Below are 11,344 nucleotides of genomic sequence, written 5' to 3'. Positions count from 1 at the left end.
CCGTGGTCACGTTGAACCCCAGCGCGTCCATCGCCACCACCCCCCTTCGGTCCGCCGCTCGCGTCCTTCCGAGATGACAGTAGCCCCGCCCACCCCACAATTCAAACAGTGTTAGAATCTCCGGGTAGGGTGCCCCCATGAAGCTGACTCGAGAGCGGATCATCGACGCGGGCATGGCCGAGTTCGCCGCATCCGGCTACCACGGTCTGTCCATGCGCAAGGTCGCCCAGCGCCTCGACGCGCAGGCCGGAAGCCTCTACTACCACGTGCCGAACAAGAGCGTCCTGATCCAGCTGATGGCCGACCGCGTCGCCCAGCACGCCTACGAGGCCGGCACCGCGGCCCTGTCCGCACTCGACCCGGCAGCCGACTGGCAGGACAAGGTCCAGGCCCAGCTCGCCGCCCTCCGCGAGAGCATCCGCCTCCACCCCGGCGGCGCGCCCCTGCTCGCCGACAGCCCCAAACTCCTCAGCACCAGCGCCCTGTCCCTGATGGAACGTCTCCTGGAAACCCTGCACGCCGCAGGCATCCCCGCCGGGCACGCGGCGATCGGAGCCGACACCCTCCTCAGCCACACCACCGGCTTCGTCCTCCAGGAACAGAGCCAGCCCCCCACCGCGGACATCAGCGCCGGGGAAGCCGCCACGTTCCCCGCACGCTTTCCCCTCACCGTGGCCGCCTCCACCCACACCGAGGACGACACATTCACCCGCAGCATCCGGCTCATCTGCGCCGGCCTCGTCCAACTCTCCCAAACCGGCCCCCAGTAACGAAGCCCCCTCCACAGCTCAGCCGTCACCACCGCTGGTACGAGGCAGGCCTTGTAACCGGCCGCGTGGCGCCACTCGTCCTCGATGGAACCCTCCACCTGCCCGACCTCGTCGCGCGGGTGGAGAAACACCTTGCCGGAAACTGAAGCGCTCTCGTCTCTGGCCCGTTGATCGCCGCCGACTTCCAAGCCAGAACAGCGGCGGTAGTGGAGCTCGGTCCACGCGAGAGGGCCCCGGCCGGCCACGCGGATCCGGTGACGTCCGGTGACGTCCAGGGTGATCATTCTCCGAGGGGATGAGGCCGGGCTCCAAGCGATGCGTTGACGCCTGCGCCTGGTTGGTGCGCTGTTGGCGTTGACGTCCGCAATGACGGGTTGTTCGGGGGAGCCTGATCGAGTCGATGCGGGGTTCCGTCTGCGGTGAATAGCCGGCTTCATGGGACCCCCAGCCGTCGCCCCAGTCCGGTCAGATGACTGCATGAGAGACAGGGCCAGGCCGGCCGTCTGAGGAGCTCTGGCCTACCTGACGGCCGAGACCGCCCTTACCCGACCTGCTCCGAAGGGAGCCCTCACCGCATGAGCCCCGAACTCCCGGCGCTGCTCGACCTCGCCCGCTCGGTCACCGAACGGGCCGAGCAGCAGCTCCGCGACCTCACCCCGGACCTGATCACCGCCAAGGGCGACCGCGACATGGTCACCAACGTCGACCTCGCCATCGAACGCGAGGCCCGGGCAACCCTCCTGAACGCGGCCCCCGGCATCGGCTTCGTCGGCGAAGAAGAGGGCGGAGACGCCGACGCCGACACCTACTGGATCATCGACCCGGTCGACGGCACCGCCAACTTCATCCGCGGCCTGCCGCTGTGCGGGATCTCCCTCGCGCTCGTCCACCACGGTGTGTCCATCCTCGGCGTGATCCACCTGCCCCTGATCGGCCGGCGCTACTGGGCCGCCCAGGGCATGGGCGCGTATCGCGACGGCCGGCGCATCAGCGCCGCCGCCACCAGCACGCTACCCGAGGCGATGATCGCCGTCGGCGACTACGGGACGGGCCCCGACGGCCCCGAGCGCAATCGCGTCGCCCTCGCCATCCACGCGTACCTCGCCGAGCAGGCGCAGCGCGTGCGCATGCTCGGGTCCGCCGCCGTGGATCTGGCCCTCGTCGCCGACGGCACCCTCGACGCCACCATCACCCTGGGCAACCACGACTGGGACATGGCTGCGGGCGTCGTCCTCCCCCGCGAGGCCGGCGCCATCGTCATGGACACCGACGGCAGCCCGCACCCCCCCGCCTCGCTCACCACCATCGCGACGACGCCCGGCCTGCGCGACGCCCTCCTGGACATCCTGAAGGCCACCACCACAGGCACCCCATGGGCGGCCACGGAGGGGATCCCGGCATGCCGATCGCGATAGAGGGCACTGCCCGGCGCCGGGAACACCACACCGTCCCGCCTCCCGGTTCCTGGGTTGTCTAGGGCGCCATGGAGGTGTGAGGCACACGAGGCAAGTGGCCTGAGATCTATGTGCCTTATCGATACCCATGGGTTGTTCAGGCATGTTGAGCATGTGCAGAAGGCCCGCCATCGAGGATCCAGCCACAAATGTTCTGGTCGGAACATTTCGCCCGATGCTCGACCGGCGCCCTCCTGCCCAGACTTCTTGACGTTCGGCAGGGCACGGGGCCGCCTGTAGGGATGCCCATGGAGGTGGTTCGGTCGAACCGCTTTGCAGACGCGCCCACGAGCGGCGAACGGGGGTACCAAAGGGGCCGTCCGTCGCTGGATGCTCGCCGGAATGTAGGCTCTCTCGTCGCGAACCTGAACTAAGGATCAATTGTGGGGAAAAGCACCGCAGTACGCCACACGAAGTGGTATTACCTCGCATACTGCGCAGGCGGCGAAATGGCCCTGGGCGCCACCTTGTGGGTATGGACCGCCGGCAGCGCGACACGTCGGGACGAGTTCGGGCCCGAGACGCCCGGTGTGCCCTGGGGAACGCTGCTGGTGACAGCGATCGTGGTCACCGCGGTAGCAGGAGGACTCATCGCGTTCACCGGCACCATCTCGCGAATCCTGCGTTGGGCAGTCGCGCTTACCGGAATGATATCCGCGGGCGCAATGGGCCCGCTCGCTCTGCGGCTCATGGTGCGACCGTCGCCGGCGGCCCTCCTGGCGGCGGTGGGCGTTCTCGGTATGTGCGTGGCCATGACAGGGCTGCTGCGCGCACCGTTCATCCGGAAGCCCGAATCCCGATCCGGCCATTCCGCTTGACGATTCAGCCGCCGCGTCACCGTGCCGGGAGACATGGCCGGGGCCGTCCACATACGCTGGACCAAGCCGAAACTGCGGGACTCGGCGGCGGCAGACCGCTGGACCTGGCTCGTCCTGGCCGCACACGCTCAGCTCTGTCTCGCCCGCCCACTCGCTCAGGATCCACGTCGGCCACGGGAGCGGACCGCGGAAGCGAACAGGCTCACCCCGGCCCGGGTCCGGCGGGGGTTCAGGAACCTGCACGCGAAGACGGGCACACCAGCCGGTGCACCGAAACCCACACGGCCCGGCCCCGGCCGCCCGCTCGGTTCGATGAGCCGGCGGCCCGCTACGACGTCGGACGAGTCCTCGCCACCGGCGAGTCCTGCACCCGACCCGCACACTACAAGGTCGGCACCAAACCAAGACGCAGCTCTGAACCGAGTACGGCAGCGTGAAACTCCCGGCCGACAGCATGGAAGTCGTGCGACCATTCGTCGGCCAACAGGGCCACGAGCGGGAACGAAGGACGATGGAATACATCAATCTGGATGCGCAGGTCGGCAACCTGTCAGGCGTCATATCCCCGGCTCGATACCTGGAGCGTCTGCCGTCGCTGGCTGACGATCTGCCAGCCGGGGCCCGGGCATTCGCCACTGCGCCAGAGCACTACGACTTCTACAGCAAGCGGTGCGTGAAGGATCTAGCGGTCCAGCACATCCGCCGCGTCGGAGCTGACGACCAGCAGATGGAGATCCAGTTCCGGCACAACTGCTGGAAGCACGACGAAGACCTGGTCATCCGCTACATAGGTGTCTCCAGCTTCGATGGCGGAAGTATCGAGGACACCGACTGGGTGACCGTCGGGACGGTCATCCTCGACGAGGTCCTGCCCCACCAGAACGGTTGCCGTCACGAGATCGCGTTCTGGAACAGCTCACTCACCCGTCGTCTGCCATGACCTCATCGCGACCTGGACCGCGGCTGACTGCCCCGACAACCCCTAGACCAGCAAGTCCCCTGCTCGCAGAGGTTAAACGGCAAGGGAATCGCTCGGGGTGCCGGGGACGACCATCTGCCCGATCCCGGCGACCTGGTCGTTGACGGCATTGAGCCAGGTGATGCCGCGCTTGAACCCGAAGTGCTTCGGGGACGGCGCCGCGCTGACCGTGCGGACCGGGACGACGAACCGCGGTCCGTCGACCGAGGCCAGCAGACCGTCGCCCCAATACGGCACGACCGGCACCTGGGACTGGGCCTCGATCAGCATCGCGTTCGCCGCGGCGATGGTGTCGCCCCGGAGGTAGAACTGGTCAACGTGGACCAGCCGGGTACGGGTGAGAGCGTCGTGGCCGGGGTTGGTGACCGGGGTCATGCGGATGTTGCACGCCTCGGACACCAACAGCGCGATCACCGAGGTGGTCAGGTCCTTCGATCCGGGCGGCGAAGCCCTTCCCGTTCACGCCGGTCTCGACGCGCAGTTCCCGCAGGCGCGCGCCGAGGGCCATCCTGGCGCTCTGGAAGTCCGTGCTCACACGGATGAACGTACCTGCGTCCACACCTCGGTTGGAGGGGACGCGAGGGGCCAGGCGCGGTCACGGGCCCGGCAGGCAGCGAGGACGTCGGCGGGGTCGTCGACGACCCCGACGCCGGTCGTGACGTCCTGCTCGTCAATGTGGAAGCGAACCAATACTCGGGAGTCGAACAACCAGAAGTCGTAGTCGGGCAGTTCCAGGTGCACGGCTTGCGCGCGGGCGAGTACGCGGATGTCCTCCCCCATCGATGCGTTCGCCGCGGCGGAGGCCATCAGGAACCGCTGGCCGTCGGTCGGCGGCTCGTCGATGATCCGCACGCGGGAGAACCGGCCGCCCTGCACGGTCCTCTCGCGGACGTTGACGTGCCACGCGTTGTCCGGTTCCGGCGCCGGGTCGACACCGCGCATGAACGCCTGAAAACGCGCGCCGGCCCGGTCGGTGGCGTACCCGCGGCGGGTCTCCAGCCGGAACGCGGTGTGCTGGAACTCGGCGAACAGGTGGGCGATGTCCTCGACTGCCGACCAGATCGAGCAATGCCGGGTCGACCTTGCCTGCGGTCCACGCGAAGCCGGCAGCGGGGTTCCCCTCCAACTGGATGACCAGTGTGGCGCCCTGGGGAAGCTCCACGTCGCTTTGGCCGCCGCGCTGCCCGTTGATGGTCTTCGTCGAGGGCTTGTCACTCATCACGAATCCGCTCCCTCCAGGTACGGCCGCCCGGGCCGCTCAGTGCACTTCTGTGCTCCACGCACCTTTCCGACACCGCTGCGGGTATGCCCGAAGCCGGGGATCTGCTATGCACTGCCATGGGCGAGGCGCTGCCGCGGGTCGGCCACAGCCCGGTGGGCTCGGGGCCCATGCGGGGGATGACTCGGCCGGTGTGGCCCAGCAGCAGCGCCTCACCGTGAGCTTGCGTTCAGCGCGGAGGTTGCACCCAGAGGCCCCCCGGGCCCGCGATGGGGCTCATCACCGACGAACTCCGTACCCCAGGTACGTCACCAGCGGGCTCCCGCCCGGGTCAAGCACCATGTCGACCGAGTCCGGCAGTTGTTCGTCGGTCAGTGTGCCGCTACGACGTCCGCGTATCGCCCGCACCAGGCTGCGGACATCGCGCGGCTTGAACGCCGAGACGTCTCTCGCGGTCAGCCCCGCCCTACCGAGCGCCCGTGCGATCTCCACCGGGGGGCGCAGCCGCTGTGCGGCGTAGCGGCCACGGGGCATGATCCGTGTGCCCGGGAAGGCCTGGAAGGCGCCGAGGTAGATGAGGCGGGACACGAGTGTGCGGTTCACGGTGTCGTAGACGAAAGCGCCGCCGGGTCGCAGTACGCGTGCCGCCTCCGCGAGGACCGCATCCGGCCGTTCGGTGATTTCGAGGGTGTCGGCGCAGTACACGAGGTCGAAGGAGCTGTCCGGTAGGTCGAGTTCCTCCGCGGGTGCCGTCAGGTACGTGACGCCCGGCCCGTCGTCCGCCTCCAGGGCGAGGACCGTCGCGGCGTGTGACGCGTCGGCTGCGGTGACCTCGAACCCGAGCCGGGCGAGGCCGCGAGCCAAAAGGCCCCGTCCACTGCCCACGACGAGCGCCCTGCCGGCCGACGGGACAATATTCGACTCCCCGATCACACGGTCCAGGTACTCCACGCGTACGGACTGGAAGGCGAGAGCACGGATGTGACGGCCGTCGACGGCCCCGAAGGCGTCCGAGTCGAGTGCGATGTGCGGGGCGCTGGCCATGGCGGACTCCCTCGGCGATCCGGTCAAGTTCCCTCAAGGAACCTAACATTGACGAGTTCCCTTAGGAAACCCATAGGCGCTACGGTGGGAGCGTGGCCCGTACCTCCCTCTCCTCCGTCGCGTGCTCGATCGCCCGCGCGACCGACCTGTTCGGCGACGCCTGGACGGCCCTGATCATGCGGGACGTCCTCGTCGGCATCAGGCGCTTCGACGAGCTGGCAGAGGACCTCGGCCTCTCACGCAAGGTCCTTGCGGCGCGACTGGCCCGGCTGGTGGAGGAGGGCGTGCTCACGCGCGAGCGATATCAGGCGAGCCCCCCGCGCGAGGAGTACGTGGCCACGGAGAAGGGCCGGGAGCTCTACCCCGTCCTGCTGACACTGATGGCCTGGGGCGACAAGTGGTACGCGGATCCCGCAGGGCCGCCCGCCCGGATCCACCACGACGCCTGCGGGCACATCGCCACGCCGGTCGTGACCTGCGACGCCTGCGGGGATTCACTCACGGTGACCTCCACAACCCAACTACCCGGTCCCGGAGGACGCACAGGGCCGAAGACACTGCTCCTGGGACCGCTTATCGCCGCGCGCGGGCAAGGAACCTGAAGCCGCCGGGCGCCAAGGTCCTCGGGCAGGTGATTGGTGCGCCGGAGACTGTCGCCGAGCGGCGGCGCCGGCTGACCCGATACAACACCCGACTCCGACAATCCCTGTGGCTCCCACTCGCTCTCCCCTGCCTGGATCCCACCACGGGTCTGCTGTCCACCCGCAGACTCGCCGACCAGCTCGACAGGCAGGCGACCGAAACTTCTCACTCGATGCCCCCGACATTCGCCTTGACCTGCAACTTAACCCGCCTTGAGGCCGAGGTCCTTGACGGCGTCCGGCGGTGATCGCGGCGGTGAGGCCGCCACCGTTCACGTCGACCTTGACCGAGGCCATGGCCGCACCGGCAGCGACATCGACGACGGTGCCCGGGATCTGGTTACGGATGGACAGCTCATGAAAGAAGAACCACGCCTCACTGAGCTTCTTCGAGTTGGCCACCGATCGGGTGATTGCGACTGAGCGCTTCAGTGTCGAGTGGGCGGCCGCAGCGTCCGGTGCCAGCAGCTTGGTGAGCCGGGACAAGGGTCCACTCGAGCTTGCCGGCCTGAACGCCAACCCGGCGGCAAGGCCGGTGAGCGACGATCAAGCTGTTGTCAGCCGCTGACTCTAAGGTCGGCCCTATGACATCAGACCTGGTCCAGGACTCATGGACTCGCATCGACGCGTGGCTGCGCGAGCACGCGCCCCGCACGTTTGCCACGCTTCGGCCGCCCGCAGGAGACGAGGAGATCGCAGCAGCGCAACAGGAACTGGGGGTCACCTTTCCTCCGGACCTGGTCGCTTCACTCCAACGGCACAACGGGGCGCTGGAGGGACCTGAGGCTTTCCGCTTCAGCACGGGCGACCGGCTGCTCGGAGTGAGCGGAATCCTCGGGGACACCGGGTTCATGCGCGGCATCGACCAGGGCCTCGACGGGGAGACCGAGGGCTACTGGCTTCACGATTACGTGAAGTTCGGTTCTTACGACGTGACGTCGGACGGTCTTCTGATGGATTGCCGTACCGGGCGGGACTCCTTCGGCGCGATCGGGCGGTTCTTCGACGAGACCGGCACCAGTTTCGGAGAGGTCGACTCGCTGGGTGAGTATCTGGCCGAACTGGCCGGCACGCTTGAGCGAGGCCAGGACGCCGGTGTCGTCACCTTCAACGGCCGGCTGTTCTGGGAGGCGCGTCCGCCTGCCAAGCCGCAGTACAGTGCCAACGAGCCCCTTCCCGCACCGGATGAGCAGCTGCCAGAGCTGGACCTGTCCTACAGTCCCACCGACCTCCTCCACGTGAGCCACCTGGACGGACATGAGGAACTCGGTGCACTGATCGCGACCCTGCCGTATGAGCAGGTGGTCGAGGCCGCGCGGAAGCAGCTGCGCAGACTGGCGGTCGAAACGGGCCTGAACAACTACCTGGAGGTCAAGACAGCCCTGGACGCGTGGGAGTGCGGTGTGGCCCTGCCGCAGCCTGACCAGACCGGCCCGCTCGCCTTGCGACTCCGCGCGGTGCTCGCACAGGCCGACACCGGCCGAGACCACACGCGCAGGTGGGCCGCGGAGAAAATAGCCCTCGGGATCTGGGGGTCCCCGTACAGGTCCGTGTGCGAGAGCGCGGAGACCCGGAGTCACTTCACTCTCGACTGGCGTGCGGATCTGCATGCGGACCTGGGCAATCAGCCCCTGCCACCGACACCTGACGACCGATTTTGGGGGGCGCTGCGCAACCCCGCCATCGACTCCAGTTGGTACGCGGCCCAGTACAGCCAGGATCAGGACTGACCCCAGGGGTTTCGGTTCCGCGTGAGCGCTTCATGCGGCGGTTATCGCCAGACGAAGCGCTCACTAAGGATCTTCAGCGTTGCCGCTCCAGCGTGAGGATGGCCTTGGCGATTGACGTCATGCGGTTGGGGCTGCACCGGGACCTGAGGAAGATCCGCCAGGACTTCAGGATCGCGACACCGCGTTCCACGGGCGCTCGAGCTGCGGCCAGTGCCCGGTTGAGGGTCTTTTCGGTGGGAGTGAGTTCCTGGAGTGGCTTGCGTTTGATGCCGGTCGTCAGCCACGGTCCGCCACCTTGGTAGGCGAGATCGGCCAGGATGGGAACACCCTGGCGCTCGCAGATCCGGATGATCCGGTGGGTACGGGCGGCGGTCAGGTCGTGTGTGCGGCCCGGCAAGGCGGGCGAGAGCCACAGCAGCCGGCCGCCGGGGTCGGTGACGACCTGCACGTTCACGCCGTGGCGCCGGTGTTTGTGGGAGTAGTCGACCCGGCCGTCGCCGACCCGGTCGCACTCGGCGAGGGCGCCGTCGAGCAGGACGAAGTCGGGATCGTGCTCGCAGCGTCTTGAGCAGACCCGGTGCTCGTTCGGCGAGCAGGTCAGCGACCGCGCGGGTGTAGGCGTGGGCGGTGGACTCGCTGATCCCGAAACCAGGCGGCGATCTTCGCAAGAGTGGTGTGCTCTCGTAGGTACACCAGTGCCACCATCGCCCGCTGAGACGGACGGAGCTTGCAGCGCCGGTCGCCCTCACGAGTGACAACCAGCATGGTCACCCACTCCACGAGCGCATGCGGCAGGTCAAGTGCGGCAGGATGGATGACCAACGAGGTACCCGAGCAACGTGATTGAGACGTCAGACATCTCGATCAACAGCTCGGGGGCCTCGTTCATTGCGCTTCACGACCATCACCCGATCGGTGGCCAACTCGAAGAAGCTCACTGAATCGGTCGATCGGCTCGCTTCGATGGCATCGCGCAGGACTTCGAAGCCGGGGTGACGGCGGTGGCGTGGTGTTCGCCCTTGCGGACGTCCAGGCGCAGGAAAGCGCCGGAGCCGCTGATGTCGATCACAGCTCCCTCCGGTCGCTTTCGTCCCACGGCACCGATCGCCACATCCACATGCCGAAGAGCCTCCCGAAACTACGAAAAGCCCGATGGTCATGCCCCTGATCAGCGGGCTCTCAATGCCTCCGGAGCCGATGACACCACCTACAGGCCATGAGATCGCCGGGGGGAGATCACGCCGACTCCGAAGGCCGGGCGCCCCATTACGGGGTAACCAAGAAGGTAGTGGGGGGGGTGACACCGAGGCGGCCAACGGCCAGCGCTGCTCGACGCTCAGCCGCCCCCAGTCCATGCGTGCGTGGCCGGCCCTGCCGATGTCCTCGCCGTGCATGGCTACCCGAGCGATTCCGGCCGGTCTCTCACGAAGGCCAAGAGTCGACCGCGTCGACCGCGCTACCCGGAAGTAGAAATGAGATTCACCGTGTAGCTTGCGGTGAATCTACATTCCTGGGTGCCGAAGGAGGCGTTGTGGAGGCAATCGATTGCCTGAAACCCATCGATGTCGTCAAAGCGTATACGGCGCCTGGAGCAGCCGAAATATGGGACTTTGGTGACCGTTCCGCTTTCTACTATTCTTTGCATCAAATCAGGGTCGAGTATCAGCATCTGATTAAGGTGTCCGACGCTCTCCTCTTCGAATTGGGAAACGGCAAGCCGCTGCGTGACGTTATATGTGAGACTCTCGCCCGGTGCAAGGCCCTGTACCCCACTTGGATGCATTGGCTCCCCCTCTGCTCTGGCGTATAGGCCCCCAGACTGAAACACTTGCTCATCGTCTACCGCGCGGACCGTGCGGACAACTATGACGCCCATCGGACCTATTCGATTGATACCCGTGTTAGCTATGCTCGCCAACGTAACGTCAACCGTCTTCCTAGTCATGACGTTTCCTTCTCGCGATCTCCGCATCGTGCGCCTGGAGTCTTGGTTGAGTGACTTACAGATCCATCGCCTGCACCAGCCTAGGCAGGCTCATACTGTCCATCAGTCGTTCTCGCAACCGGTGAGAAGCGCCGGCGCCGCAGATGCTCATAGTGGCCCCAGTCATGCCCGGAAACCTGCCAAGCGGTGAAAGGTTGACCTGAGATCCTGGCTGCCTGGCTGCCTGGCTCTCAATTCGATGCTCCCTCCGGCCTTGTGCGTCGGCAACTGGAGATGCACACGGTTCCAGCGGCTACGACACCCGCCACAGGTGTTCGGGGTCACTTGCCTTGAGGTGAGAGATCCGGGGCGTGTGTCCGTACTGTCATCGATCGATAGTTGCGCAGGTCGTGTACTGACACGAAGGCGAGAGAGCGCACTTGTGCGCCTGGATCGCCGAGTCCGGAAAAGGCTGTTCCCAGTGGGCCCTGGTCGGCAGCCCCTCCGGGAAACTTACGTGACGGACCAGGCGGCCCCGAACTGTCTTATCACCGCCTCCGACCGGTCCAAGGCCGACAATGACCCGGCCGAGCGGCTACCCTCCGACGGCTCCTACCACTGAACGTACGCCGCGACGTGGGTAGGGGCCAGAGTGCGCTGGGACTTGGCCGTCAACGAGAACGAGCACCAGGCCCTGCTCGGGCTAGTACTGCAATCACACTTGTGTGTGGTTAAGTTGGTGTGTGACTGAGCTCGGGGTGGGGT

At 66.9% G+C, this 11,344-nt stretch carries 11 protein-coding genes and 4 pseudogenes; 7 read left to right on the top strand and 8 right to left on the bottom strand.

Features of this window, described 5'->3' with window-relative positions:
- Positions 1 to 137 precede the first annotated feature (137 nt).
- The 5 genes and pseudogenes from ADK55_RS04905 (at position 138) to ADK55_RS04890 (ending at position 3,982) form a co-directional block, all read left to right on the top strand.
- Positions 138 to 770: a TetR/AcrR family transcriptional regulator gene (locus ADK55_RS04905; RefSeq protein WP_053676214.1), complete on the top strand. Its 633-nt coding sequence runs from the start codon at positions 138 to 140 to the stop codon at positions 768 to 770.
- 575 nt (positions 771 to 1,345) lie between these two features.
- On the top strand, positions 1,346 to 2,185 hold the full coding sequence (locus tag ADK55_RS04900; protein WP_053676213.1) for an inositol monophosphatase family protein: 840 nt from the start codon (positions 1,346 to 1,348) through the stop codon (positions 2,183 to 2,185).
- Positions 2,186 to 2,607: 422 nt separating this feature from the next.
- On the top strand, positions 2,608 to 3,042 hold the full coding sequence (locus tag ADK55_RS04895) for a hypothetical protein (RefSeq protein WP_159041280.1): 435 nt from the start codon (positions 2,608 to 2,610) through the stop codon (positions 3,040 to 3,042).
- Positions 3,043 to 3,099: 57 nt separating this feature from the next.
- Positions 3,100 to 3,384, top strand: a pseudogene (locus ADK55_RS40660) (transposase); the annotation flags it as partial.
- A 169-nt stretch (positions 3,385 to 3,553) separates the two neighbouring features.
- Positions 3,554 to 3,982: a hypothetical protein gene (locus tag ADK55_RS04890; protein ID WP_234349895.1), complete on the top strand. Its 429-nt coding sequence runs from the start codon at positions 3,554 to 3,556 to the stop codon at positions 3,980 to 3,982.
- A gap of 75 nt (positions 3,983 to 4,057) precedes the next feature.
- Here ADK55_RS04890 and ADK55_RS04885 read toward each other — a convergent pair.
- The 4 genes and pseudogenes from ADK55_RS04885 to ADK55_RS04875 form a co-directional block, all read right to left on the bottom strand.
- A pseudogene (locus ADK55_RS04885) lies at positions 4,058 to 4,453 on the bottom strand (Tn3 family transposase); the annotation flags it as partial.
- A 1-nt stretch (position 4,454) separates the two neighbouring features.
- A pseudogene (locus tag ADK55_RS39545) lies at positions 4,455 to 4,556 on the bottom strand (transcriptional regulator); the annotation flags it as partial.
- On the bottom strand, positions 4,553 to 5,236 hold the full coding sequence (locus ADK55_RS40655; protein ID WP_324611168.1) for a DUF6879 family protein: 684 nt from the start codon (positions 5,234 to 5,236) through the stop codon (positions 4,553 to 4,555). The pseudogene ADK55_RS39545 and the gene ADK55_RS40655, both read right to left, overlap by 4 nt.
- A gap of 283 nt (positions 5,237 to 5,519) precedes the next feature.
- The gene (locus tag ADK55_RS04875) at positions 5,520 to 6,284 is read right to left on the bottom strand and encodes a methyltransferase domain-containing protein (protein ID WP_053676210.1); all 765 of its coding nucleotides are present in this window, start codon (positions 6,282 to 6,284) and stop codon (positions 5,520 to 5,522) included.
- 92 nt (positions 6,285 to 6,376) lie between these two features.
- Here ADK55_RS04875 and ADK55_RS04870 point away from each other — a divergent pair, with 92 nt between their 5' ends.
- Positions 6,377 to 6,886 carry a winged helix-turn-helix transcriptional regulator gene (locus ADK55_RS04870; RefSeq protein WP_053676209.1) on the top strand — a complete coding sequence of 170 codons (510 nt, stop codon included), beginning with the start codon at positions 6,377 to 6,379 and terminating at the stop codon, positions 6,884 to 6,886.
- Here the strand turns inward: ADK55_RS04870 and ADK55_RS40865 are convergent.
- Complete coding sequence (locus ADK55_RS40865; protein ID WP_420713593.1) at positions 6,806 to 7,222, bottom strand: hypothetical protein; 417 nt, start codon at positions 7,220 to 7,222, stop codon at positions 6,806 to 6,808. The two genes, ADK55_RS04870 and ADK55_RS40865, sit on opposite strands and share 81 nt — an antisense overlap.
- Before the next feature lie 287 nt (positions 7,223 to 7,509).
- On the opposite strand from ADK55_RS40865, the gene ADK55_RS04860 reads away from it, so the two are divergent.
- A complete protein-coding gene (locus ADK55_RS04860; RefSeq protein WP_053676207.1) occupies positions 7,510 to 8,655 on the top strand; it encodes an SMI1/KNR4 family protein in 1,146 nt (381 codons plus the stop codon).
- A gap of 73 nt (positions 8,656 to 8,728) precedes the next feature.
- Here the strand turns inward: ADK55_RS04860 and ADK55_RS04855 are convergent.
- The 3 genes and pseudogenes from ADK55_RS04855 to ADK55_RS38325 form a co-directional block, all read right to left on the bottom strand.
- Positions 8,729 to 9,477, bottom strand: a pseudogene (locus tag ADK55_RS04855) (transposase family protein).
- A gap of 112 nt (positions 9,478 to 9,589) precedes the next feature.
- Positions 9,590 to 9,724 (bottom strand): hypothetical protein, encoded by a 135-nt coding sequence (locus tag ADK55_RS40390; RefSeq protein WP_267887332.1) that lies wholly within the window; start codon positions 9,722 to 9,724, stop codon positions 9,590 to 9,592.
- Between the two features lie 387 nt (positions 9,725 to 10,111).
- The gene (locus ADK55_RS38325; protein ID WP_159041279.1) at positions 10,112 to 10,600 is read right to left on the bottom strand and encodes a hypothetical protein; all 489 of its coding nucleotides are present in this window, start codon (positions 10,598 to 10,600) and stop codon (positions 10,112 to 10,114) included.
- Positions 10,601 to 11,344: the final 744 nt, after the last annotated feature.

Origin of the sequence: Streptomyces sp. WM4235 (assembly GCF_001279725.1) — a bacterium.
Classification (GTDB): domain Bacteria; phylum Actinomycetota; class Actinomycetes; order Streptomycetales; family Streptomycetaceae; genus Streptomyces.
Note: the sequence above shows the minus strand (reverse complement) of the source record. Positions and strands in the feature narration are given on the sequence as shown.

Bases quoted from the DNA above. Each gene is read 5' to 3' on its own strand.
- ADK55_RS04905 (WP_053676214.1), top strand. From the start codon at position 138: ATGAAGCTGACTCGAGAGCGGATCATCGACGCGGGCATGGCCGAGTTC.
- ADK55_RS04900 (WP_053676213.1), top strand. From the start codon at position 1,346: ATGAGCCCCGAACTCCCGGCGCTGCTCGACCTCGCCCGCTCGGTCACC.
- ADK55_RS04890 (WP_234349895.1), top strand. From the start codon at position 3,554: ATGGAATACATCAATCTGGATGCGCAGGTCGGCAACCTGTCAGGCGTC.
- ADK55_RS04875 (WP_053676210.1), bottom strand. From the start codon at position 6,284: ATGGCCAGCGCCCCGCACATCGCACTCGACTCGGACGCCTTCGGGGCC.
- ADK55_RS40865 (WP_420713593.1), bottom strand. From the start codon at position 7,222: ATGGCCTCGGTCAAGGTCGACGTGAACGGTGGCGGCCTCACCGCCGCG.
- ADK55_RS04860 (WP_053676207.1), top strand. From the start codon at position 7,510: ATGACATCAGACCTGGTCCAGGACTCATGGACTCGCATCGACGCGTGG.
- ADK55_RS38325 (WP_159041279.1), bottom strand. From the start codon at position 10,600: ATGACTAGGAAGACGGTTGACGTTACGTTGGCGAGCATAGCTAACACG.